This is a genomic window from Actinomycetota bacterium (genome assembly GCA_036280995.1).
Classification (GTDB): Bacteria; Actinomycetota; CALGFH01; order CALGFH01; family CALGFH01; genus CALGFH01.
Genome location: DASUPQ010000519.1, coordinates 1 through 24,059 on the forward strand (window position 1 = coordinate 1; position 24,059 = coordinate 24,059).

At 72.5% G+C, this 24,059-nt stretch carries 23 protein-coding genes; 11 read left to right on the top strand and 12 right to left on the bottom strand.

Features of this window, described 5'->3' with window-relative positions; translation table 11 throughout:
• The coding region (locus VF468_17500) for a zinc ribbon domain-containing protein (protein ID HEX5880086.1) at positions 1 to 306 on the top strand (306 nt) is incomplete at its 5' end.
• Between the two features lie 29 nt (positions 307 to 335).
• On the opposite strand, the gene VF468_17505 is transcribed toward VF468_17500, so the two are convergent.
• The 11 genes from VF468_17505 to VF468_17555 all read right to left on the bottom strand — a co-directional run bounded on the left by VF468_17505 (position 336) and on the right by VF468_17555 (position 11,449).
• Positions 336 to 1,367, bottom strand: a complete 1,032-nt coding sequence (locus tag VF468_17505; GenBank protein ID HEX5880087.1) for a branched-chain amino acid ABC transporter permease — start codon at positions 1,365 to 1,367, stop codon at positions 336 to 338.
• The gene (locus VF468_17510; protein ID HEX5880088.1) at positions 1,364 to 2,236 is read right to left on the bottom strand and encodes a branched-chain amino acid ABC transporter permease; all 873 of its coding nucleotides are present in this window, start codon (positions 2,234 to 2,236) and stop codon (positions 1,364 to 1,366) included. The genes VF468_17505 and VF468_17510 overlap by 4 nt, the downstream gene beginning before the upstream one ends.
• Entirely contained in the window at positions 2,233 to 2,979 is a 747-nt protein-coding gene (locus VF468_17515) for an ABC transporter ATP-binding protein (protein HEX5880089.1), read from the bottom strand. Before VF468_17515 ends, VF468_17510 begins: the two co-directional genes overlap by 4 nt.
• Positions 2,980 to 2,981: 2 nt before the next feature.
• Positions 2,982 to 3,743, bottom strand: a complete 762-nt coding sequence (locus tag VF468_17520) for an ABC transporter ATP-binding protein (protein ID HEX5880090.1) — start codon at positions 3,741 to 3,743, stop codon at positions 2,982 to 2,984.
• 10 nt (positions 3,744 to 3,753) lie between these two features.
• Entirely contained in the window at positions 3,754 to 5,013 is a 1,260-nt protein-coding gene (locus VF468_17525) for an ABC transporter substrate-binding protein (protein ID HEX5880091.1), read from the bottom strand.
• A 65-nt stretch (positions 5,014 to 5,078) separates the two neighbouring features.
• Positions 5,079 to 6,365 carry an ABC transporter substrate-binding protein gene (locus tag VF468_17530; GenBank protein ID HEX5880092.1) on the bottom strand — a complete coding sequence of 429 codons (1,287 nt, stop codon included), beginning with the start codon at positions 6,363 to 6,365 and terminating at the stop codon, positions 5,079 to 5,081.
• A gap of 1 nt (position 6,366) precedes the next feature.
• Positions 6,367 to 7,422 (bottom strand): maleylacetate reductase, encoded by a 1,056-nt coding sequence (locus tag VF468_17535; GenBank protein HEX5880093.1) that lies wholly within the window; start codon positions 7,420 to 7,422, stop codon positions 6,367 to 6,369.
• Between the two features lie 65 nt (positions 7,423 to 7,487).
• The gene (locus tag VF468_17540; protein ID HEX5880094.1) at positions 7,488 to 8,966 is read right to left on the bottom strand and encodes an aldehyde dehydrogenase family protein; all 1,479 of its coding nucleotides are present in this window, start codon (positions 8,964 to 8,966) and stop codon (positions 7,488 to 7,490) included.
• A 7-nt stretch (positions 8,967 to 8,973) separates the two neighbouring features.
• On the bottom strand, positions 8,974 to 9,969 hold the full coding sequence (locus tag VF468_17545) for a hydroxyquinol 1,2-dioxygenase (protein ID HEX5880095.1): 996 nt from the start codon (positions 9,967 to 9,969) through the stop codon (positions 8,974 to 8,976).
• A gap of 24 nt (positions 9,970 to 9,993) precedes the next feature.
• On the bottom strand, positions 9,994 to 10,497 hold the full coding sequence (locus tag VF468_17550; GenBank protein HEX5880096.1) for a hydroxyquinol 1,2-dioxygenase: 504 nt from the start codon (positions 10,495 to 10,497) through the stop codon (positions 9,994 to 9,996).
• A gap of 67 nt (positions 10,498 to 10,564) precedes the next feature.
• Positions 10,565 to 11,449: a hypothetical protein gene (locus VF468_17555; protein ID HEX5880097.1), complete on the bottom strand. Its 885-nt coding sequence runs from the start codon at positions 11,447 to 11,449 to the stop codon at positions 10,565 to 10,567.
• On the opposite strand from VF468_17555, the gene VF468_17560 reads away from it, so the two are divergent.
• The gene (locus VF468_17560) at positions 11,448 to 12,917 is read left to right on the top strand and encodes a VWA domain-containing protein (GenBank protein HEX5880098.1); all 1,470 of its coding nucleotides are present in this window, start codon (positions 11,448 to 11,450) and stop codon (positions 12,915 to 12,917) included. The genes VF468_17555 and VF468_17560 overlap by 2 nt on opposite strands.
• A 26-nt stretch (positions 12,918 to 12,943) precedes the next feature.
• Positions 12,944 to 13,249 (top strand): putative quinol monooxygenase, encoded by a 306-nt coding sequence (locus tag VF468_17565; GenBank protein ID HEX5880099.1) that lies wholly within the window; start codon positions 12,944 to 12,946, stop codon positions 13,247 to 13,249.
• Between the two features lie 6 nt (positions 13,250 to 13,255).
• Here the strand turns inward: VF468_17565 and VF468_17570 are convergent, their stop codons facing one another.
• Positions 13,256 to 14,224 (bottom strand): bifunctional lytic transglycosylase/C40 family peptidase, encoded by a 969-nt coding sequence (locus VF468_17570; GenBank protein HEX5880100.1) that lies wholly within the window; start codon positions 14,222 to 14,224, stop codon positions 13,256 to 13,258.
• A gap of 418 nt (positions 14,225 to 14,642) precedes the next feature.
• Between VF468_17570 and VF468_17575 the strand changes: the two genes are divergently transcribed.
• From VF468_17575 to VF468_17610, 8 genes are all read left to right on the top strand, one after another.
• On the top strand, positions 14,643 to 15,716 hold the full coding sequence (locus VF468_17575; GenBank protein HEX5880101.1) for a MinD/ParA family protein: 1,074 nt from the start codon (positions 14,643 to 14,645) through the stop codon (positions 15,714 to 15,716).
• Positions 15,717 to 15,735: 19 nt separating this feature from the next.
• Positions 15,736 to 16,035: a DUF6112 family protein gene (locus tag VF468_17580; GenBank protein HEX5880102.1), complete on the top strand. Its 300-nt coding sequence runs from the start codon at positions 15,736 to 15,738 to the stop codon at positions 16,033 to 16,035.
• Between the two features lie 99 nt (positions 16,036 to 16,134).
• Complete coding sequence (locus tag VF468_17585; protein HEX5880103.1) at positions 16,135 to 16,977, top strand: hypothetical protein; 843 nt, start codon at positions 16,135 to 16,137, stop codon at positions 16,975 to 16,977.
• Complete coding sequence (locus VF468_17590; GenBank protein ID HEX5880104.1) at positions 16,961 to 18,409, top strand: hypothetical protein; 1,449 nt, start codon at positions 16,961 to 16,963, stop codon at positions 18,407 to 18,409. Before VF468_17585 ends, VF468_17590 begins: the two co-directional genes overlap by 17 nt.
• Positions 18,402 to 19,901: an SCO6880 family protein gene (locus tag VF468_17595; GenBank protein HEX5880105.1), complete on the top strand. Its 1,500-nt coding sequence runs from the start codon at positions 18,402 to 18,404 to the stop codon at positions 19,899 to 19,901. Before VF468_17590 ends, VF468_17595 begins: the two co-directional genes overlap by 8 nt.
• 26 nt (positions 19,902 to 19,927) lie before the next feature.
• Complete coding sequence (locus VF468_17600) at positions 19,928 to 20,818, top strand: HNH endonuclease signature motif containing protein (GenBank protein HEX5880106.1); 891 nt, start codon at positions 19,928 to 19,930, stop codon at positions 20,816 to 20,818.
• 245 nt (positions 20,819 to 21,063) lie between these two features.
• On the top strand, positions 21,064 to 22,101 hold the full coding sequence (locus VF468_17605) for an ATP-binding protein (protein ID HEX5880107.1): 1,038 nt from the start codon (positions 21,064 to 21,066) through the stop codon (positions 22,099 to 22,101).
• Positions 22,098 to 23,870, top strand: coding sequence for a type IV secretory system conjugative DNA transfer family protein (locus tag VF468_17610; protein ID HEX5880108.1), 1,773 nt, complete (start codon positions 22,098 to 22,100; stop codon positions 23,868 to 23,870). The genes VF468_17605 and VF468_17610 overlap by 4 nt, the downstream gene beginning before the upstream one ends.
• Positions 23,871 to 24,059: the final 189 nt, after the last annotated feature.

A 24,059-nucleotide genomic window follows, 5' to 3' on the forward strand; every position in this document is an offset into this window, starting at 1 on the left:
ACCCTCGAGGCGCCGGGACGCAACGTCGCGGCCAAGGCTGGGCTGAACCGGTCGATCCTGGACGCTGGCTGGGGCCAGTTCACGAGCATCCTTGTCGCCAAGGCTGAAAGCGCCGGACGGCGAGTCGTCCTCGTGAACTCCGCTTCTACCTCGATCGACTGCCACACCTGCGGGGCCCGCTGCACCCGGCCCCACCAGGACACCGTCGTCTGTCCCACCCACGGCGCCCTGGACGCCGACCTCAACGGGGCCCGCAACATCGCTACCAGGGCCGGGCTGGGCTCTGGTCAAGCCCCCGCGGCTTGAGCAGCTGTCGGCTCCAGTCGGCAGAGCAGTCACCAGCGCTCCTCGAGTCTCCGCTCCTCGAGTCTCCGCTGGACCGGGAACAGGCTCCAGCCGGTGCGGTCGGCGACCAGGCCCCACAGGCCCCGCCGGGCCGCCACGGTGACCAGGACCGCGACCGCGCCGAGCAGGACCAGGTACCAGGCACCGTACCCGGAGAGGGTCTCCTGCAACACGAAGAACACGATCGTACCGATGATCGGCCCCTCGATCGTGCCCACGCCCCCGATGACCACGATGAAGATCATGAAGGCGGTCCAGTTGACGCTGAAGGCCGCCTCCGGCTGCACCCGGAGCAGGTTCAGGTAGATGACGGCCCCGGCCAGCGAGCAGCCGAACGCCGCCACCAGGTAGGCGACGAGCTTGGCCCGGAACACGGGCACGCCCAGGCTCTGGGCGCTCTGCTCGCTGTCGCGGATGGCGGTCAGGGCCAGGCCGAGGCGGCGCCGCAGGAGCAGGTAGGTGGCGGCCACCGCCCCGACCCCGACGGCCAGGGCGAGCTCGTAGGTGAGGTACAGGCGGGTGGTGCGGTCGAAGGCCGACGCCGCCCGCAGGGTCAGGCCCGACCCGCCGCCGAGCTGGGAGACGTTGGTGATCACCAGCCGGTAGACCTCGGCGATGACCCAGGTGCCGATGGCGAAGTAGCCGCCCCGCAGCCGGAAGGCGAGCAGGGCCGTCGGCACCGCCACCAGGGTGCCGACCACCCCGGCGGCCAGCACCGAGACCAGCAGGGGCAGGCCCACGGTGTCGGCGAACAGCAGCAGGGCGTAGGCGCCAAGGCCGACGTAGGCCTGCTGGCCGATGGAGACCAGGCCGGCGTAGCCGGCGAGCAGGTTCCACATCTGGGCCAGGGCGAGCAGGGTCAGGAAGCTGATCAGGGTGCGCAGCACGCTGTCCAGGGCCCACAGCGGCCCGAGGGCGAGCACGACCACCGCGGCCGCCCCCACGGCCAGGCCGATCCGGCTGGACCGGGTGGCCCGCTGGACCCGCAGGCCCGCCGGCGCCACCGCCCCGGGCGCGCTCATGCCGGGACCGTCCTGCCGAGCAGGCCGGTGGGCCGGAAGGCGAGCACGGCCAGGAAGACCAGGTGGCCGGCCAGGACCCCCCAGCCGGGAGAGAACTGCGCCCCCAGGGCCTGGGCGACCCCGAGGACGAGCCCGCCGGCGAGCGTGCCCCAGATGGACCCGAGCCCGCCGATGATCACCGCCTCGAAGGCGAAGATCAGCCGGGTCGGGCCGATGCTGGGGGTGAAGGTGGTCCGCACCCCCAGGAACAGCCCGGCCACGGCCACGGTGGCCAGGGCGATGGCGGTGGCCATGGCGAACACGTGCCGGTGGTCGAGCCCGACCAGGCTGGCCGCCTCGGGGTCGTCGGAGGTGGCCCGGAACGAGCGGCCGAGCTGGGTCCGGCTGAGCAGCAGCTGCAGGCCGGCCAGGACGGCCACGGCGGTGACCAGGGTCAGCAGCGGGAACCAGCCCACGGCCAGGCCGTCGCTCAGCCGCACGCTGGCGTTCTCGACCCGGCCGGCGTCCAGCCCCTGGGAGTCGGCCGAGAACACCTCCAGGAGCAGGTTCTGGAGGATGATCGAGAGCCCGAAGGTGACCAGCACCGGCGGCAGCGGGTCGTCGCCGCGCAGGGCGAAGTTCAGCAGCCCCCGCTGGAGCAGGTAGCCGAGCCCGGCCATGGCCGGCACCACCACCAGCAGGGTCCACAGCGGGTTGAGGCCGGTGCCGTCGACGATCGCCAGGGCGAGGAACGCGGCCACGATCGACAGGTCGCCGTGGGCCAGGTTGACCAGGCGCATCACCCCGAACATGAGCGACAGCCCGGTGGCGAACAGGGCGTACAGCCCCCCGAGGAGCAGCCCCTGGGTGACGACGTTGACCCAGGTCATGCGTCCCCATCCCATCGGGGGGCTCGGCTTGAGCCCCCCGAACCCCCCAGCCCGAAGTAGGCGTCGGTGATCTGCTCGCGGGTCAGCTCGGCCGGCCGGCCCTGGAGGGCGACCCGGCCCTCGAGCAGGCAGTAGACGCGGTCGGCCCCGGCCAGGGCCTGGCCGATGTCCTGCTCGACCACGACCACGGTGGCCCCGGCGCGGCAGATCTCGGGGAGGGTCTCGTAGATCCGCCGGACCACCAGGGGGGCCAGGCCCAGGGAGACCTCGTCGAGCAGCAGCAGCCGCGGGTTGGCCATCAGCGCCCGGCCGATGGCCAGCATCTGCTGCTCGCCCCCGGACAGGAGGCTGCCCGGCCGGCCACGCTTGTCGGCCAGGGCGCCGAAGAGCTCCAGCACCGAGGCCACGTCCCAGCGGCCGGACCGGCCCCGGACCACCCCAACTTTCAAGTTCTCCTCGACGGTGAGACTTGGGAAGATGCGCCGACCCTCGGGGACCATGGCGATGCCGAGGCCGAGCCGCCGGTGGGTGGGCACCCCGTCCAGGGGCCGCCCGTCGAAGGCGACGGTGCCGGTGGCCCGGTCCTGGAGGCCGGCCACGGTCCGCAGCAGGGTCGACTTGCCGGCCCCGTTGGCCCCGATCACGGCCACCGTCTCGCCCTCGTCGACCGCCAGCGTCACGTCGAACAGGGCCTGGAAGTCGCCGTAGAAGCTGGCCAGCCGGTCGACCTCCAGCAGCGGCATGCCTAGACCGCCTCCACGCCCAGGTAGACGTCGCGGACCTCGGGGCTGGCCATGACCGTGCGCGGGTCGCCCTCGATCAGCTTGCGGCCGAAGTTGATGGCCACGATCCGGTCGGCCACCGACAGCAGGGCATGCACGATGTGCTCGATCCAGACGATCGACACGCCGGCCTGGCGGACCCGCCGGATCGTGGCCACGAGCTGGTGGACCTCCGGCTCGGTGAGCCCGCCGGCCACCTCGTCCAGCAGCAGCACCCGCGGCCCGGTGGCCAGGGCGCGGGCCAGCTCCAGGCGCTTGCGCTCCAGCAGGGTCAGGCTGCCGGCCAGCCGGTTGGCGTCGGCCGTGAGCCCGGCCAGCTCCAGCGCCTCCAGGCTGGCCCGGTGCGCGTCCGGATGGGCGACTCTCCGGGGGGCTAGGCTTGAGCCCCCCCGACCCCCTGCGCCGAAGGTCGCCCCGACGAGCACGTTCTCGTACACGGTCATCCCTGAGAACGGCTGGGGGACCTGGAAGGTGCGGGCCAGGCCGAGCTGGCAGCGGGCCCGGGCCGGCAGGCCGGTGACGTCCTGGCCGGCGAGGCGGACCCGGCCGGCGTCGGGCCGCAGCTGCCCGGCGGCCAGGTGGAGCATGGTCGTCTTGCCGGCCCCGTTGGGCCCGACCACTCCCAGGGCCTCGCCCTCGTCCAGGTGCACGTGCAGGTCGTCGATGACCTTGAGCGCCCCGAACGACTTCGACAGCCCGTCCAGCTCCAGCACCCGCCCGGCCAAGCCCGCCGTCCTAGGCGTAGGGGATGGGTTCCAGGGACCCGCCCTTGGGGATGTCGGGGTGGTCCTTGTTGGACACGATCACCAGCTCGAACGGGTACTTGCCGTCGCTCTTGCGCCACTGGCCGCCGACCAGCGGGGTCTTGGCCACGTTGGGCACCGGGCCGCCGCTCCAGGAGATCTTGCCGACCACGGTGTCCAGGTCGACGCCCTTGATGGCGTTGGCCAGGGCCTGCTTGTCGCCGACGTCGCCGCTCGCCTTGAGGGCGGCCGCGGCCACCTCGAACAGGGCGTGGACGAAGCCGATGGGCTGGGTCCACTGCCTGCCCGTGGACGCCTGGTACTCCTCGGCCACCTTGGCCGCGCTGGCCCCGGTGAGCGAGGAGGTGTAGGGGTGGGCCGGGCTCCACCAGACCTCGGTGGACATGCCGTCGCCGATGTCGCCAAGGGCCTCGACCGAGGCCGGGAACAGCAGCGCCTTGCCGACCGAGGCGATCTTGGGCTGGAACCCCTGCTGGGAGGCCTGCTTCCAGAAGGTGGTCCAGTCCGGGGGGATGGGCACGCCGGTGACGATCTCGGCCTTGGCCGCCTTGAACTCGGCGATCTGGGAGGAGAAGTCCTCGGTGCCGTTCTGGTAGCGGCCCGGGTCGACGATCTTGTAGCCCTCCTTGGTGAGGGCGGGCGGGAAGCCCAGCTTCTTGTCGCCCCAGGCGTTGCCGTCGCCGTCGTTGGGCCACAGCGCGGCCACCGCCTTGTTGTTGTCCACCTGGCCCCACATGTCGGTGAACACGGCGATGATGTCCTCGAGGCCCCAGAAGAAGTGGTAGGTCCACTGGAACGGCTTCTCCGGGTCTCCCTGGCGGCCGAAGAACCACGGCTGCCAGGGGGCGACGCTGGAGATGCAGGGGACGCCGTTGGCCTCGCACTGGTCGGCCACCGGGTTGGTCGTCTCCGGGGTGGAGGCGACCAGCATCAGGTCGATCTGGTCGGCGTTGATCAGGTCGCCGGCGACCGTGGCCGCCCGGTTGGGGTCGGACTGGCTGTCCTTGGTGAGGATCTCCACCGGGTACGACGTGCCGCCGATCTGCAGGCCGCCCTCCAGCGCCTTGCGCACGCCCCCGAGGATGAAGTCGTCGGCCTCGCCGAAGCCGGCCAGGGGGCCGGTCTTGGGGGAGACGTAGCCGATCTTGATGGTCCGGGCGGCTTCGGAGCCCGAGTCCGACTGCTTGCAGCCGGCGAGGACGGCGGCTCCTGAGAGCCCGGCGAGCTGCATGAACCGGCGGCGATCGACGCCTCTGCCACTGCTCACGAGCGACCTCCTGGTGGTCACCGCAGCCGTCAGCTGATCGGCTGCAACCTGCTGGTAGCCGGGATCTCGGGGTGGACGTTGTTGGAGACGATCTCGAGCTCGAACGGCCGGCTGCCGCCCCGGCGCCACTGGCCCCCGACCAGCGGGGTCCGGGAGACGTTGGGGAAGTCGGCCTGGGTGCGGGTCCAGTCGACGGTGCCGACGATCGTGCCCATGCTGGTGGCCTTGATGGCGTCGGCCAGGGCCTGCTTGTCGCCGACGTCGCCGGCCCGCTGGAGCACCGACGCCGCCACCTCGAACAGGGCGTGGACGAAGCCGATGGGCTGGATCCACTGGCGGCCCGTCTGGTTCTGGTAGTCGGTGGCCAGCTGGCCGGCGCTGGCCCCGGTCAGCGAGGAGGTGAACGGGTGCCGGGGGCTCCACCAGACCTCGGTGGATACGCCCTCGGCGCTGCTGCCCATGGCCTCGATGAAGGAGGGGAACAGCAGCGCCTTGCCGACCGAGGCGATCTTGGGCCGGTAGTCCCGGTCGGCCGCCTGCAGCCAGAACGTGGCGAAGTCGGGGGGCAGCGGCACCCCGGTGACGATCTCGGCCCCTTCGGCCTTGAACTTCTCGATCTCGGCGGCGAAGCTGTTCTTCTCGTTCTGGTAGCGGCCGGGGTCGACGATCTCGTAGGCCTGGTTGCGGAGCACCTTGGGGAAGCCGACGCTCCAGGCCCGGCCGTCGCCGTCGTTGGGCCACAGCCCGCCCACGACGTGGTTGTTGTCGACCTGGCTCCACATGTCGGCGAACACCCCGATGATGTCCTCCAAGCCCCAGAAGAAATGCCAGGTCCACTGGTAGGGCTTGGGCTTGGCGGGGTCGGGGCGCGGGTTCCGGGCCAGGTACCAGGGCTGGTAGGGGGTGACGGTGGAGATGCAGGGCATCCCGGCGGCCTCGCAGGCGTCGGCCACCGGGTTGGTGGTCTCGGGGGTGGAGGAGACCAGCATCAGGTCGACCTGGTCGCTGGCGATCAGGTCGCGGGCCACCTCACCGGCCCGTTCCGGGTTGGACTGGCTGTCGCGGACCAGGATCTCCACCGGGTGGGCGCGCCCGCCGATCTCCAGGCCGTCCTTGAACGCGCCCTTGGCGTTCTCGACGACGAAGCTGTCGGCCTCGCCGAAGGCGAACAGGGGGCCGCTCTGGGGGGAGATGTAGCCGAGCCTGATCGGCTGGCGGTTGCCGAGGGGGGACGAGGTGCGGCAGCCGGCCAGCGCGGCCGCGCCCGCCAAGGCGGCGAGCTGCACGAACCGGCGGCGGTCGAGGTTGCCGTTCATGTCAGGTCGGCGGCGGCCGGCGTCCCTGCCAGGCGTCCTCGAGCAGGCCCCGGAGCTCGCTGATCCCGGCCCGCCGCGGCGTCTGGACGACCTTGGCCACGGCCAGCTCGGCCGCCCGGTCGAGCTCGGCCTCGGCCAGGCCGAGCTCGGCCAGGCTGGCCGGCGTGCCCAGCCGCCGGCCCAGGTCCCAGATTCCGCCGGCGACGTCGTCGGTGCCGAGGCCGCCGGCCAGCCTGGCCAGCTGGGGGCGGGCGGCCGGGGCGACGAAGCGGACGGCGTGGGGGAGCATGACCGCGTGCAGCTCGGCGTGGGGCAGCCGGTAGGCGCCGCCCAGCAGATGGCAGAGCTGGTGGTGGATGCCGACCCCGGCGGCGGCCAGGGCGGCCCCGGCCAGCCAGGCCCCCAGCAGGGCGTCGGACCGGGCGGCCAGGTCGGCCGGGTCGGTGACGGCCACGGGCAGCCCGCGGGCCAGGACCCTGGCCCCCTCGGTGGCCAGCAGGGCGGTGACCGGGTTGGCCCCGGGCGCGTACAGGGCCTCGACGCAGTGGGCGAGGGCGTTCATGCCGCTCGGCCCCGTCACCTCGGGCGGCAGGCCGGTGGTCAGGGCCGGGTCGTAGAGGACGGTGCGGGGCAGGACCCGCGGGTCGCGGCCGGTGCGCTTGCCCTCGGGGCCGGTGAGCCCGTAGATGGGGGTCACCTCGGAGCCGGCGTAGGTGGTGGGCACGGCCACGATCGGGGCCTCGTGCTCCAGCGCCACCGCCTTGGCCATGCCGGTGGCCGACCCGCCGCCCATGGCGACCAGGCAGTCGGCGCCCGCCGCGGCGGCCGCGGCCACCGCCCGGGCGGCCGCCTCCACCGGGACGTGCTGCTGGACGTCGGTGAAGCTGGCCGCCCAGCGGCCGCCGAGCCGCTCCACCAGCCCGTCCACGGCCCGCTTGCCGGCGATGGCCAGCACCCGCCGGGCCCCGAGCCGGTCGACCTCCTCGCCCAGGCGGTCGGCCGCGCCGACGCCGAACACCACCCGACCCGGCAGCGCGTCGTAGGTGAAGGGGGGCATGGCGCCCGACTGATAGCCGAACGGTTCAGGGAAGTCAAGGCGGCGGAGACCCGCCGGATCCGGCATCAGCGCGGGTACCAGACGGGCAGGTCGGCGTCCACGTTGACCCAGACCGACTTGGGATCGGTGTAGCCGTGCATGGCCTCGAAGCCCATCTCGCGGCCGTAGCCGGAGTCGCCCACCCCGCCGAACGGCGAGCCGGGGCTGACCCGCTTGTAGCTGTTGACCCAGACCATGCCCGACCGGATGGCCCGGGCCACCCGGTGGGCCCGGGCCAGGTCGCGGGTCCACAGCCCGCCCCCGAGGCCGTAGTCGACCGCGTTGGCCAGCTCCAGGGCCTCGGCCTCGCCGGAGAAGGTGGTCACGGTCACGAACGGGCCGAACACCTCCTCGCGGTTGACCCGCGCCCCCGGGTCGGCCCTGACCACGGTCGGCTCCACGTAGCAGCCCCTGGCCAGCGCCGGGTCGTCGGGGACGCGGCCGCCGCACAGGACCTCCCCGCCCTCGTCGCGGGCCACCTTCACGTAGGCCAGCACCCGGTCGCGGTGCTCGGGGGAGGTGAGCGGCCCCATCTCGGTCGCCGGGTCGAGCGGGTCGCCCAGCCGGATGCTCCGGGCCAGGGCCAGGAACCGCTCCTGGAACTCCTCGGCGATCGGCTCCTCCAGGATCAGCCGGGAGCCGGCGATGCAGGCCTGGCCCTGGTTGTGGAAGATCGCGAAGGCCGACCCGTTGACGGCCGCGGCCACGTCCGCGTCGGCGAAGACGATGTTGGCCCCCTTGCCGCCCAGCTCGAGCTGGAGCCGCTTGAGGTTGCCGGCCGAGGCCTCGACGATCCGCCGGCCGACCTCGGTCGAGCCGGTGAACGACACCTTCTGCACGTCCGGGTGGGCGGCCAGGGCGGCCCCGGCGACGTGGCCGTAGCCGGGCACCACGTTGACCACCCCGGGCGGGAAGCCGACCTCGGCCATCAGCTCGGCCACGCGCAGCGAGGTCAGCGGGGTCAGCTCGGCCGGCTTCAGCACCACCGTGTTCCCGGCGGCCAGGGCCGGCCCCATCTTCCAGCTGCAGAACATCAGCGGGAAGTTCCAGGGGACGATCTGGCCGACCACCCCCACGGGCTCGCGGACGACGTAGTTGAGGAACCCCTGCTCGACCGGGATGACGGAGCCCTCGAACTTGTCGGCCATGCCGCCGAAGTAGCGGAAGGTGGCGGCCGTGCGGGGCACGTCCAGCCGGGACGAGTCGCGGATGGGGTGGCCGGTGTCGGCCGACTCCAGCCGGGCCAGCTCCTCGGCCCGGGCCTCGACGGCGTCGGCCAGCTTCAGCAGCAGCCGTCCCCGCTCGGCGGCCGGGGTGGCGGCCCAGGCGGGAAAGGCCGACCGGGCGGCCGCCACCGCCCGGTCGACGTCCGCCTCCCTGGCCTCGGCCACCTCGGCCAGGTGGCCGCCGTCGTGGGGGCTGGTGACCGGGATCGTGGCCCCGTCGGCGGCGTCGGTGAACTCGCCCCCGATGAACAGCCGGGTCGGCCCGGCCACGCCGGCCATGGCGCCCCTAGAGCTCGACCGGGTACGTCGGCAGCTTGCCGCTGGAGATGAGCTCGGGCAGGTCGCCGGCGGCGTTCTCCCAGACCAGCAGCATCGACCGCTTGGGGGCGTAGCCCTGGTGGCGGATGTCGGCCGGCATGGCGGCGACGTCGCCCGGCTTCATCACCACCTTGGAGCGGATCTGGCCGGAGTCGCGGTCCTCGACGTCCCAGTAGATCTCGTCCGACAGCTGCAGGAACCACTCCACCCGGTCGTTGCCGTGGATGATCGGGAGGATGTACTCCTCGGTGGTGGGGCAGAACAGGCTGTCCTTGCAGACCGAGACGACCGACGGGTTCCAGGTGACGTCGGAGCGCGACAGGTAGGCGAACAGGTTGAACGAGGCCAGCTCGTCCTCGAAGCCCTCCTCGGCCCGGATCTCCGGCTCGTCCTGGGGGACGTCGGTGAAGTGCCGGTTGACCGGGAACCCGCTGTCGTCGCTGCGGATCTGCTCGTCGCCCTTGACCCCGACCATACGCGCCGCCGTCACCCGGTGGCGGGTGATGGCCCTGCGGTTGTCGCCGTTCTTGGGGCCGAAGGCCGAGCCGGTCTCGTCGGGGCTGGCGAACGGGTCGAAGGTCTCGTTGGTCCAGTCGTCCAGCATGGCCTTGAAGGTCTCGCGGATGACCGGGGTCGGCATGTTCTCGAGGTGGTCGAGCTCGGCCTTGCGGTAGCCGTCGTTGTAGCGGCCGGCGAACAGGTCGACGGTGCCGTAGTGGTTGACGGTGCCGATGACCCCGTCGAAGTTGACGATGCCGTAGAAGAAGTCCCAGGCCACGTCCCGCTGCAACGCCTTGAGGAAGGCGTCGGCGCTCATCACGTGGCTGCCCGTCGGCCACTCGATGTAGACGAAGTAGTCGTCGCGGCGGAACTTGAACTCGCCCAGCTCGAAGGGCCGGTACCCGGCCTCGTTGGGGTCTCCGGAGCGGATGTCGACGGTCGGCTCGGCCTCGGTCGTTGCCACGGTGCTACCTCCTGCCCTGCGCCCCTACGGGGTGGTCTGGACGATCTCCGCCCACTTGAAGACGGTGTCGGGTCCCTCGATGGTCTGCATCAGGATCACGCCGGGCGCCTCCGCGTGGAAGCGGTAGGCGGCGCCGGCGGGGAGCAGGGTCATGTGGCCGCGGCGGGCGGTGATCTCGCCCATGCGCGGGCCGCCGGGCTCGCCGCCGAGGGTGACCGAGCCCTCCGAGGCGGGGTCGGGCGCCTGCTCGTCGCCGATCTTGGCCAGCTCGATCACGACCTCGCCGTCCATGACCAGGGCGAACTCGTCGTGGGCGCAGGTCCGCCAGTCCGAGGTGCCCTCGGCCCGGATCGCCTCAAGCACGTACTGGCGGTTCTTGCCGACCGCCACCTTCTCGTACGGCTTCGACCGCGAGGCGGTCTCGAAGACGTTCGAGAAGGCGTAGTGGTGGGGCTCGTCGTCGATCACCTCGACGCGGCCCTTCTCGTAGTTGTCCAGCGAGCCGAACCTGGTCGTGAAACGCGACAACCAGACCACTCCCTCCGCTCGGACCGTTGCATCCGCAACAACATCGCGTCCAAGCATAAACGGTACATCAGGGGGCTTGCCGGGGGAACCGGGAACGGCCGCCCCAGCCCTCGGGCGGGGGCGGGGGCGCCGAGCGCGGGGTGCCCGGGGCCAGCTGGGCCACGGTGCCGACGGTCATGGCCGTGGCCTGGGCGATCACGTCGTGGACGTCGGGGGCGTTGGGGAGCACGCAGCGCAGATCGGTGACACCGGCGTGGGCCAGGGCGATGACCCGCTCGTGGCACTGCTCCAGGGTGCCGAACACCCCCGCCTGGGCCGGCGGCCCCAGCGCCGCGAAGGCCGGCTCGGCGTCCCAGCGGGCCGTGGCCTCGGCCACCGTCCGGCCGATCGACACCGGCAGCCGGACCGCCACCCCGAGGCTGGCCGGGTCGCGGCCGGCCAGGGCGAACGCCTCCCGCAGGGCCCGGGCCTGCTCGGCCACCCGGTCGACGTCGGCGGCGGCCACCAGCACGTCGTCGGCCACGCCGGCCAGCCAGGCCAGCCGCTCGCGGCCGAGCCGCTCGGGGTCGCCCACCTCCACGGCCAGGGTGGGCCGCGGCCGGCCGTCCTCGAAGCCGGCCCGGAGCCGCTCGGCCTGGGGCCGGGCGTCGCCCAGCAGGGTCAGCTCCAGCCGGTCGGCGGGGAGCCCGTCGAGGGCCGGCAGCGGGTCGCCGCCGCCCAGGATCGCGCCCAGCCGGGCCCTGGCCACGTGCGGGGCCAGGTCGCGCAGCCCGGCCAGTGCTGGTGACGGCCCGGGCGGGGCGCTATCGTCCATCCAGATCGCGCCGATCCCGGCGCGGTCGCACATCCGCGCCACCTCGGCCAGGCGCCCACCCGGGTTCCGGGCGTCGAGCACGACGCCGAGGCGCACCAGACGTCCGGGTGGGGCGAGCGTCGGCTGGAAGGCAGCCATGGGCCAGATTGTAAGCACGGGGCCGCGGTCGCTGGAGACCTCGCTGCTCGAGTTCTTCCACCGGCTGCGCGAGGCCAGGGTGCCGGTCTCGATGGTCGAGGTCCTGGACGCCTTCGCCTGCCTGGCCCACGTGAACCTGGCCGACCGGGCCCAGTTCCGCTCCGCCCTGTTCGCCACCCTGGTCAAGCGCCCCGAGGACCAGCAGGCCTTCGGGGTGCTGTTCGACGTCTGCTTCCCCCTCACCCACGCGCCGCGTGCCGGCTCCCCCGACGCCCCGGACGCGGACCCAGCCCTCCAGCCCGGCCCAGCGACGGCGGGCCCCCCGGAGGGGGACGCGACCGCACCCGGGGCGGAGGGGGAGTGGGCTGTCCCCAACCCCCTCGAGGCGTCCGGCGACCTGCTGGCCGCCCTGCTCGACGCCCTGCGCCACGACGACGAGGCGGCCCTGCGCACCCTGGCCGGCCTGGCCGTCGACCGCTTCGGCGGCCTGGAGGCCCAGCCGGAGGCGTCCGAGCGCTACTACCTCTACCGGATCCTGCGCCAGGTCGAGCTGTACCGGCTGCTGGCCATGGCCCTCGGCGACAGCGAGGACGCCGACGGGGCGGCACGGCACGGCCGCGAGGAGCTGGCCCGGCGGATCGAGGACTTCCGGCGCCTGCTGGCCGAGCAGCTCCGCCACCGCATGGCGGCCAGCGTCGGCGTCCACCAGGCGGCCGAGCTCTACACCGAGCGGCAGCTCGAGGACGTCGACTTCCTCGGCGCCAACGCCAGCCAGCTCCGCGAGCTGCGCCAGGCCGTCCGGCCCCTGGCCCGCAAGCTGGCCTCGCGGGCGGCCCAGAAGCGCCGGCTGCGGCGCCGCGGCCGCCTCGACGTGCGCCGCACCGTGCGCCGCTCGCTGTCGTCGGGCGGGGTCCCGGTCGACCCGGCCTTCCGGGCCGTGCGCGCCTCCAAGCCCGACCTGTACGTGCTCGCCGACGTCTCCGGCTCGGTGATCGAGTTCGCCAAGTTCACCCTGTCGCTGCTCCACGCCATGAACGCCGAGTTCGCCAAGCTGCGCAGCTTCGCCTTTGTCGACGGGATCGACGAGGTCACCGGCCTGCTCGACGAGGGCGGGCACCGCATGGACCTGCGCGGGGCGTTCGCCAGGGCCAAGCTGGTGGCCGACGACGGCCACTCCGACTACGGCAACGTGTTCCGGCGCTTCGCCGAGCGCTACGGCGGCGACGTCGACGCCCGGACCACCCTGATCGTCATGGGCGACGCCCGCAACAACTACCGCGAGCCGGGCCTGGAGCCGTTCCGGGACCTGGCCGAGCGGTCCCGCCGCCTCTACTGGCTCAATCCGGAACCGCGGGCCGAGTGGGACACCACCGACTCGATCATGAGCGCCTATGGTGCGGCCTGCGACCGCGTGTTCGAGGTGCGCACGCTGCGCCAGCTGACCGCGTGCGTGGACGAGATCACCTGACCGGATCGGGCGAGGACGGAGGGACCATGTACGTCTTGATCGTGTCGGCCAAGGTCAAGCCGGAGCAGCGGGGCACGTTCCTGGAGGCGATTGAGGCCAACGCCGTCAGCTCGGTCGACGACGAGCCCGGCTGCCTCCGCTTCGACGTCGTCCGCGACAACGACGACCCCGATCACTACCTCTTCTACGAGGTCTACCGGGACGAGGCCGCCTTCGCCGCCCACCGCGACACCGAGCACTTCGCCCGCTGGCGCGAGGCCGCCGAGGTCTGCCTCTCCGACCCCCTGGAGGCGACCCACGCCGCCATGATCGTCAACCGCAGCGACCGCTAGGCCGGGTCAGCCGGCGACGGTGGTGGCCGTGGCCGCGTCCGCCGGGACGGCGTCGGCGGTGGGGCGGACGGCGCCGATGAAGTCGCCGCGCAGGAACGGGGTGATGCGGACGTTGGCCCCGGTGTAGGGGGCGTCGATCATGTTGCCGGCGCCGATGTAGATGCCGACGTGGTGGATGGAGGAGGGGTCGGCGGTGTTGTAGGCGTAGAAGACCAGGTCGCCGGGCTGCAGGTCGGCCACGTTCCAGACCCGGGCGCCGGCCGTCCACTGCTCGCGGGAGGTGCGGGGCAGGGTGAGACCGCCCGCCTGGTAGGCGCGCAGCATCAGGCCCGAGCAGTCGTAGAAGCCCCGCTCGCCGGTGGCGCCCCACTTGTAGGGCTGGCCGAGCTTGTCGTAGGCGTACTGGACGGCCGCGGCCGCCACGTCCTCGGCCGGGGCGCCGGGGGGCAGGCCCTGGCTGGCCGCGTAGGTCGAGGCGATGGCCAGGACCTTGGTCACGTACCAGTCGGCGTGGTTGTAGGCGAACACGGCCCCGGCCACGTCGGCGCCCCTGTTGGCGCCGTTCTGGCAGAGGTAGTTGGCCGCGGTGAAGATCGCGTCGACCGGGTTGTAGACGTCGGCCCCGCCGCCGTCGGCGTCGACCGCGTAGGCGGCCCAGGTGTTGCCGGCCTTGCCGCCGATGCCGATCTGCATCGGACCGGCCGCCCCGGCGAAGTTGGCCCCCGAGGTCACCCCGGGCGCCTGGAGCCGGCCGTGGTTGGTCTCGACCTTGCCGATGGCGGCCAGCACCGACCAGGGCAGCCCCGGGCAGCTGTCGGCGGCCGTCTGGTAGACGGGCAGCAGCGGCGGCGGGATGTCCTCCTGGGCGCTGGCGCTCGGCGCCCCGCCGCCGATGAGCGAGGTCGACAGTCCCACCGCCATGAGCCCGAGGACCAGGAAGACGGTGGCGAAGACGCCGAACAGGAGTTTGCCCATCAGGTGGCCAATCGGTGGTATTTTAGGATAGTCGAGTCGGTTGACAGGTTCGGCTCATCAGGGTGGCGGAGCTGCCGCATCGATCCACCGACCGCGGGCCGTGCATCGGCGGGTCCGATTCCCGCTGGTCGACTGCCTTGGTGTCATTGCACATCAGTGTAATCTGTTGGTAATCACAGAGGGACAGATCCTCCCAAATACGCATCCGACAGCACGAGAATCTGGAGACCGACCGGGGGTCGTTGTGAGCCAGCAGCAGAGGCCCGCCTGGACCGGGGGTTCCGACGAGGCCCTGGTCCCGCTTGGCCGTGGCGACGAACCGGCTCCGACCACCGATCGTGACCGGCCGTCCGAGCCTGCCCCGGCGCCCGAGCCTGCCCCGGCGCCCGAGCCGGACCGGGCCCCCGAGCGTCCCAGGATGCCAGAGCCGCCCCCAGAGCCGGCCAGGGACCACCCGCCCGGCCACGGCCACCCACGGCCGGAGGCGTCCCGCGACCTCGTCGACGGGCGCCCCGAGCGGGCCGACCGGGCCGGGCGCCTGGTCGGGGTGACCAGCCCGGCCAGCGGCCGGTCGACCGCCACCGCGGCCGACTTCACCGCCGAGCGCTACCTGCGCGGGCAGGCCGCCCCGCCCCGGGACGGCTGGCGGCGCTTCATCTACTGGCTGACCGGCGGCCGCATCAACTTCGGCCCCAGCCCGGCCGAGCTGGCCGAGCGCCACCTGATCGCCAGGGCCAAGGCGCCGGTGGCCGGCTGCCGCTCGATCGCCGTCATCAGCCGCAAGGGCGGGGTCGGCAAGACCACCACCACCCTCATGCTCGGCCACACCTTCGCCTCGCTGCGGGGCGACCGGGTGGTCGCCCTCGACGGCAACCCCGACGCCGGGTCGCTCGGCTACCGGGTCCGGCGGGAGACGGCGGCCACGGTCACCAACCTGCTCGCCGACGAGCAGGAGATCACGCGCTACGCCGACATCCGCGCCTACACCAACCAGGCCCCGACCCGCCTGGAGGTGGTCGCCTCCGACGACGACCCGCGCATCACCACCGCGCTGGGTGAGGAGGACTACCGCCGCGCCATCGGGCTGCTGGAACGCCACTACAACCTCATCCTGCTCGACACCGGCACCGGTGTCTTGGAATCCGCTACAAAGGGAATCCTCCAGTTGGCCGAGCAGATCGTCGTCGTCATGTCGCCGAGCCTGGACTCGGCCAGGGCGGCCAGCTCGACACTGGACTGGCTGAACGAGAACGGCCACTCCGAGCTGGTCCGCAACGCCATCGCGGTCGTCAACGCGGTCCGTGAGGAGGGACTGGTCGAGGTGGACAAGATCGAAGAGCACTTCCAGGGGCGCTGCCGGGCCGTGGTCCAGGTGCCGTGGGACCCCCATCTGAGCGCAGGCGCCGAGACCCAGGTCGACCGTTTGCGCCCCGTTACCAGACGCGCGTACTTGGAGGTAGCCGCCGCCGTGGCCGATGGATTCACGGCATGACCATCGGAGGGAACTACCGATGCTGTTGCGCATGATGGTCCTCGCGCAAGATGTCAGCTTCACCCCGGACTTCGACGCCATCCCCGGTTCGGGGCCGATCCAGCAGCTGATCAACGGGATCGGGGCCTTCGCCCTGCTGCTGTCGCTGGTGGGCATCATCATCGGCGGGGCCATGTGGGGTGTCGGCTCGCTGTCGTCCAACTACCACCAGGCGGCCGTGGGCAAGCGGGCCACGCTGTACTCGGTGGTCGGCGCCGTCATCGTCGGCGCGGCCGCGGCCCTGGTCAACTGGGCGTTCTCGCTCGGGCAGACCGCCTAGGGCGCCGATGGCGACTTCCCCGACGCCGGAGGCCCGGCGGGTGTGCCGGGCCTCGTCGGCGTTGGCGGATCCGGCGGCGGGGGCGTGAGGGCCATGGCCGTGCGCGACCAGCGAGCCCGGGTCCTGTACCGGCTGCCCGAGCAACGGCGCTTCGGGGCCCGTGGCATGCCGGGCCTGCTGACCATGGCCCTGCTGGCCGTGGTGCTGTTCCTGGGCGGCCTGGTCGTCGGCCGCGCCTCCATGACCAGGGAGCAGGCGGACGCCGCCGCCCCCCCGGCGACCACCGCGCCGGCGGTCACGGCCACCCCGGCCCCGGGCGCGACCGCCACCCCGGGCACGGCCGCCGCCGCCCCGGCCGCCGGGGCCGCGACCAGCCGGGTCGGGCCGCGCAAGTTCGAGCACGGCGTCGGGGTGGGCTACGCCAACAGCCGGCAGGGCGCCGTGGCCGCGGCGGCCAACTACAGTACCGTCCTGTCCAGCGAGCTCATCCTCGAGGAGGCCACGCGCCGGGCGGCCATCGACACCCTGGCCGCCCCCGAGGCCAAGGCCGGCCTGCAGGAGACCTTCGACGAGGCGGTGGCCTCGCTGCGCAAGGGCCTCGGCGTCACCGCCGAGAACGCCGGCAACGTCAAGGTGCTGATGCGGGCCCATCCGGTAGGCTGGAAGGTCGACGACTACGGCAACGGCACGGCCACGGTGGCCATCTGGGTGACCGGCGTCACCGGCTCGATCGGCGGGACCGGCCCCCCGGTGCCGATCCGCGAGGGCTGGGGCACCACCACCACGAGCCTGCGCTGGGTCAAGGGCGACTGGAAGCTGGTCGACAGCACCACCGTGGACGGGCCGCTCCCCATCGCCGACGTCTCGCCCCCGACCCCCGCCCCCGAGCTGGTCAGCAAGGCCAGCGAGTTCAAGGAGTTCACCTATGCACCAGGACCGTAGGCGCGCCTGGGCCCGCGCGGTCCTGCTGCTGGCCGCCCTGGCCACGCTGCTGGTGATGGTCGCGCCGGCCGCCATCGCCCAGGCGCAGCCGAGCGACCCGACCCAGACCCAGCCGGCCGATCCCGGGGAGGAGCGCTGCAACGCCATCCCCAACCCGGTCGCCCGCAACGTCTGCCTGGCCGGGACCAACCCGGGCCAGGCGGTCACCAGCGCGGTGTCCGGGGCGGCCCAGAACGTGGCCGAGACCGCCGGCGACAGCGCCCTGCGCAGCTTCACCGCCGCGGTGGCCGCCGCCGGCAAGTTCTTCCTCGAGAAGGTGGGCGGCCTGATCCACGGCACCACCAGCCCGGACGTGGTCAACGCGGACTGGTTCGCCTCCCAGTACCGGGTGATGCTGGCCCTGGCCGTGGTCATCGCCCTGCCCATCCTGCTGGTGTCGGTGGCCCAGTCGATCGTGCGCGCCGACGGCATGCAGGCCATCCGCTCGGCGTTCGTGTTCCTGCCCCTGGCCGCCATCCTGTCGGCCGTCGGCCCGGCCATGGCCCAGATGCTCATCAACATCAGCGACTGGATGAGCGCCGCCCTCGGCGGCAACGCCGCCGCCGACGCCCAGAAGTTCATGAGCGACGCCGGCGGCGCCCTGGCCAGCCTCGGCGCCGGCTCCGTCAACCCGGCCGCGCCCGTGTTCGGGATCCTGCTCGGCGCCCTTGTCGTCACCCTCGGGGCCCTGTCGATCTGGCTGGAGCTGCTGCTGCGGGCCGCCGCCATCTACATCTCGGTGCTGTTCCTGCCCCTGGCCCTGGCGGCCATGATCTGGCCGGCCGGCTGGCGCTGGTGCCGGCGCCTGATCGAGTTCCTGATCGCCATCATCTTCGCCAAGGTGTTCATCGTGGCCATCATCAACCTGGCCGCGGCCGGGCTGGCCCGGGGCGGGCTTGGCGACAAGTTCGAGGGCGTCCTGGCCGGCGGGGCCCTGCTGCTGATGGCCGCCTTCACCCCGATCGCCCTGCTCAAGCTCATCCCGCTGGCCGAGGCGGCGGTGGTCACGGCCGGCCACCAGCGGGCCGCCCTGCGCCAGGCGACCACGGGCGCGACCGCCCTCACGACCAGCTCCTCGGTGGTCTCGGGCATGATCAACACCCGCTTCCGCTCCTCCGCCGCCGGCCCGGCGGCCGGGTTCGCGGCCCCGGCGGCGGCCGCCACCGCCGGGGCGGCGGTCGTCGGGGCCGCCCGCAACCGCGCCACCTCCAGCTTCGCCGCCATGAGCGCGGCCCCCGAGGCCGAGGGCGGGGAGCCGTCGCCCCCGGCCCCGATCCGCTCCTCGGCCCGCCCGTCCCCGGCCAACTTCGGCGGCAACGGCGGCGCCTCCAGCGCCGGCACCAAGCCGCTGAAGCTGCCGGACCTCTCCGGCGAGAAGGGGTCCGATGCGTAGCCCGCTGGAGATCCGCTACCGCTTCGGCCCGCTGGAGCGCCGCGGCTGGGTCGGCTCACTCCGCCCCGGCCAGCTGGCCATCCTGGCCTCGGCCGTGTTCTTCACCATCCTGCTGGTCCAGGCCCTCAAGAGCGGCCTCGGGCTGCTGGGCGGCGTGATCCTGCTCAGCCTGGGGGCGCTGCTCACCTTCGTGCCCCTCTATGGACGGCCCCTCAACGAGTGGGTCCCCGTGATCGGAGTCTTCATGGTCCGCAAGGCGACCGGACGCAGCCGCTTCCGCTCGCGCGCCCCCGAGGCCGGCACCCGGTTCGCCGGCGGTGACGAGCCCGTCAGCCTCCCCCCCTCGATCGGCAAGGTCGAGCTGCTCGCCTTCCCCTTCCGCGGGGTCGAGCTGGGCGTGCTCGCCGACCGGCCCAACCACACCTTCTCGGCCGTCATCCAGGCCCGGGCGCGCTCCTTCGTGCTCCTCGACCCCGTCGACAAGGCCCACCGGCTGGCCGGCTGGGCCGGGGTGATCGCCGGCCTGGCCCGCGAAGGCAGCCCGATCAGCCGGGTCCAGTGGATCGAGCGCACCGCCCCCGACGACCCCGACGCCCTCAGCCGCTACCTGCGCGAGGCGATCGACCCGTCCATCGGCCTCGACGCCCTGCCCCTGCAGAGCTACCTGCGCCTCACCCACGCCGCCGCCCCGGTGACCGAGCAGCACGAGCTCTACATCGTCCTCCAGCTCAACGCCGGCAAGGCCGGCCGGGCCATCAAGCAGGCCGGCGGCAAGGACACCGGCGCCTGCATGGTCCTGGCCAGGGAGCTGGAGGTCATGGCCCGCCGCCTCGAGTCGGCCGAGGTCGAGGTCCTCCACGCCCTCGGCCCCCGCCGCCTGGCCGCCACCATCCGCCTCTCCTACGACCCCCACGCCCGGACCAACCTGGCCCGCCTGGACAGCGTCGACCCCGACCGCCAGGGGGGCGTGTCGGCCCGCAACGCCTGGCCCATGCGCGCCGAGGAGCACTGGAGCTACTACCGCACCAACGACGTCGTCCACGCCACCTACTGGATCGCCGAGTGGCCCCGCATCGACGTCGGCCCCGACTTCCTGGCCCCCCTGCTCGTCCAGACCCGCTCCCAGCGCACCGTCGCCGTCACCATGGAACCGGTCCCGCCCCTGAAGGCCATGCGCGCCGTCGGGTTCGCCAAGACCGCCGACGTCGCCGACGAGGAGCTCCGCCAGAAGCTCGGCTTCCTCGGCACGGCCAAGCGCCGCAACCAGGCCGACGCCGTCGCCCGCCGCGAGCAGGAGCTCGCCGACGGCCACGCCGACGTCCGCTTCTCCGGCTACATCACCGTCACCGCCGACAGCCCCGAAGCCCTCGCCGAAGCCTGCGGCGAGGTCGAGCACGCCGCCGGCCAGTCCCGCCTGGAGCTCCAGCGCTGCGACGGCGAACAGGAACTTTGTTTTTCTTACACATTGCCAATGGGCCGCGGTCTAAAATGAGTGCTCCTGTGACGTGGAGGCGCTCAATGTGCACATCGCTCGATTGCGAGATCGCACCGGGCAAATGTCACTGCGGATGTGGTCAGCCCGCCCCTCTCGCCAAGAAGACAGCCACGAAGTACGGTCACGTCAAAGGTGAGCCGGTCCGCTACATCAATGGCCATTACCAGCGATCCACTCGGCTGTCCTCGGTAGATTATGTCGTCGACGAGGCGACCGGTTGCTGGCTCTGGCAACGCTACGTCACGCCCAGTGGGTATGGTCATCTGCGCGAGGGTGGGCGGATGCAGTACGCCCATCGCGTCTACTACGAGCGCTACCGCGGTGTGATCCCTGCTGGCCTCCAACTGGACCATCTGTGCCGCAACGCGCGTTGCGTGAACCCGGCACATCTGGAGCCGGTAACTTCTCAAGAGAACACTCTACGAGGAGACACGATCGCCGCGCGGCGAAAGGCCCAGACCCACTGCATCAACGGTCACGCGTTCGATCCGGTCAACACGATCCCTCGAGGGCGGAACCGGGCGTGCCGGGAGTGTCAGCGCAAGGCGGTTCGGGAATCACAGCGACGTCGGCGAGCGAAGCTGGCTGAAGCTGGCATCGCCTATCCTAGGAAGCTCATTGAGGACTTCCCGCCAATCGACTACTGGGTCGATCCGACGTCGGGCTGTTGGGTCTGGCAACGACACCTGGGCATCGAGGGTTACGCGCTCAAGCGGCGGGACGGCACGAAGATCCCTGCGCATCGCTACTACTATGAGCTGTACCGAGGACCGGTTCCCACCGGCCTCATGATGGATCACCTCTGTCGTAATCGTGCATGCGTCAACCCGTACCACCTGCAGCCGGTTACGGCGAAGGAGAACGCCGCGCGGCGTGACCGCGCCAAGAAGCGAGGGTTGAGGGTGCTGCGATGAGAACGAAGCCTCGTCGACCCGCCCACCGTGTGACCACGGCGCACCTTCAAGCCGCCTACCCGTTCATCTCCGAGGGCGGGTTGGGTAGCGAAGGCGTATATATCGGGCGAGATGTTTTTGGCGGCTCATTCTGCTACGACGCGTGGTCGCTCTATGGAAAAGAGATTACCGGTCCGAACATGCTGGTGATCGGCCAAATTGGTTATGCAAAGAGTTCGCTTGTCAAGACCTTCTTATGGCGGCAGATGCTGTTCGGCCGAACCGCCTGGGTGATCGACCCGAAGGGGGAGTACGACGCGCTGGCGGCGATGTGCGGGGTGGAGCCGATCCGGTTCGCGAGTGGGGGGAATCTGCGGCTGAACCCGTTGGATCCGATGATCGGGGGGGATGCGCAGCTGGCGCTGCTGCGGTCGATCTCGGGGGTCATGCTGGGGCGCAACCTGAGGCCGGAGGAGGATGCCTGCCTTGAGCGGGCCCATGACGAGGCGGTGGTGGAGGCGGCGCGGCGGAACAGCCAGCCGATCATCCCGCAGGTGGTGACGCGGTTGCTGGAGCCGTCGGACGCGACCGCGCACGAGCTGCGGACGTCGACGGCGCGGCTGGCCGAGGACGGGCGGCAGCTGGCGCTGTCGTTGCGGCGGATGGGGGCCGGGGACCTGCGGGGGATGTTCGACGGGCCGACCTCGCCGGGGCTGGATTTGTCGGGGCGGCTGGTGGTGTTCAACCTGCGGGAGGTCAAGGACGAGGCGCGGCCGATCCTGATGGCCTGCACGGCGGCGTGGCTGCAGGGGTCGTGGGCGCGCAACGACGGGGTGCGGCGGATCGTCGTGCTGGACGAGGCGTGGGTGGTGCTGCGGCACCTGGCGATCGCCCGGTGGCTGCGGGAGAGCTGGAAGCTGGCCCGCCAGTACGGGGTGCAGAACATCGCCGTGATGCACCGGCTGTCGGACCTGACGGCGGCCGGGGACTCGGGCAGCGAGCAGGTGCAGCTGGCCAAGGGGCTGCTGGAGGACTCCGAGACCCGGGTCATCTACCGGCAGTCGCCCGGCGAGGTGGAGCAGGCCCGGGAGCTGCTGGGGCTGACCCAGACCGAGATCGAGCAGATCCCGATGCTGGAGCGGGGCGAGGCGCTGTGGCGGGTGGGGCGGCGCTCGTTCATCGTCCAGCACCGCATCGACCCGATGCTGGAGAAGGAGATCGTCGACACCGACGCCAACATGGGCGCCCGGTCGGCACCGTGGGCCACCTCCGAGGCCGACGAGGCCGTCGACTCGGCGTCATGAGCCTGCGGCCGGCGGTCCGGCGCGAGGGGCCACTCGACCAGGTCCTGCTGATGATCATCGTGGTCCTGCTCGGGTCGACCTTCATGCTGTGGCTGACCGGGCAGGTCGCCGGGTTCATCAACTCCGGCATCTGGCCGCAGGTGTCGCTGCCGGAGATGGGGCGGGTGATGACCAGGGTGCTGCGGCACCCGCTCGACCCGGCCGCCGCCTGGCCGGCCGACGCCCGCAAGCTCATGCCCGGCCCGGTGCTGTTCTGGGCGACCTTCCTGATCCTGCTGGCCGTCCTGGCCGCCGCCTGGGTGTACCTGTCGTCGGCGCTGCGGTCGGCCCGCCGGCGCATGGGCCGGGCCATCGTGGTCGAGCGCACCACCGCCCCGGCCGACCAGGTCAGCCCGGCCGGCTGGGCCCGCCCGCAGCTGTTCCGGGAGCTGTACGTGCGGGCGCCGACGACCTGGCGGGTCATCCTTGGCCGGGTCAACGGGCGCCTGGTCGCGGCCGAGCCGCTGCAGTCGGTGATCGCCCTCGGCCCGACCCAGAGCCAGAAGACCAGCGGCCTGGCCATCCCGGCCATCCTGGAGTGGGACGGGCCGGTGCTGGCCGCCTGCGTCAAGCCCGACCTGATCCGCTCCACCATCGGCCGGCGCTGGCAGAAGGGCGAGGTGTTCCTCTACGACCCGGCCGGGGCCACCGGGATGGAGGCCAACACCTGGTCGCCTCTGCCCCGCTGCGAGACCTGGGAGGGCGCCTACCAGATGGCCCTGTCCCTGGTGAACGCCAGCCGCCTGGGCAGCCGGGCCGACCGGGAGGGGGAGCCGGTCCCCGGGGCCACCACCAACCTGTTGGCCACCATGCTGCTGGCCGCGGCCATCTCCGACCGGTCCATGAGCGACGTGCTCCGCTGGGGCCAGCGCCAGGACCGGGGCGAGATCACCGCCGCCATCCACGTGGCCAACGAGCCCGCGGCCCTTGACGCCTTCGAGTCGATCTGGGGCCTTGGCGAGCAGCGCCGCAGCCAGGTCTACGCCCAGGTGCTGGGCGTGATCGCCGCCTACTCCGACCCGACGGTCAAGGAGGCGTCGGCGGGGACCCGGTTCACCGCCGAGCGCCTGCTCGACGGGGTGGCCAACACCGCCTATGTGAGCCTGCCCGCGCACGAGCAGCGGCGCCTGGGCCCGCTCACCGTCGCCCTCATCCAGGACGTCATCGACCTGGCCTTCGAGCGCTCCCGCAACCGGGACGCGCCGATCGACCCGGCCCTGCTGGTCGTCCTCGACGACGCCGCCAGCTCGGCCGCCCTCCCGCAGCTGGACATGTACGCGGCCAACGCCGGGCGCCACGGGGTCCAGCTGGTCACCACCTTCCGGGAGCTGTCGCAGATGCGGGCCCGCTACGACGAGCGGGCCGAGGCGGTGTTCGCCAACCACCGGGCCAAGGTGATCCTGAGCGGCGTCACCGACGCCGAGACCCTGGCCCTGCTGTCGCACCTGCTGGGGGACGAGACGATCCGCCACCTGGCCACCCCGGCCGCCCTGGCCAAGGCGGCCAAGGACCGTGGCGATGGCGAGCCGGCCCGCACCCCCCGCAACCGCGCCGGGGCCTCCCCGGCCGAGACCCTGGGCTGGATCTCCCCGGGACACGGGGTGCTCCTCTACGGCCACCTGCCCCCGGCCCCGATCACCCTGCGTCCCTGGTTCCGCGACCGCCAGCTCCAGGCGATGGTCGACCCGGCCGCGGCCGGCGCCGCCCGCCGCCGGACCGTCCGGCGCTAGTCGATCGGCTCTGCCGGTCGAAGTCTGTTGATCGTCGGCCGAAGGCCGACACCGAGCCGTCGTGGGGTCACAGCCGGGCGGTGAGCTCCAGGGCCCGGTCGGCCAGCTGGACGACCACCTCTGCGAACCCGCGCCAGGTGTCGTCGCCCTCGCCGTAGGCTCCGTTGGCGTGGCGGGCGACCACGCCTT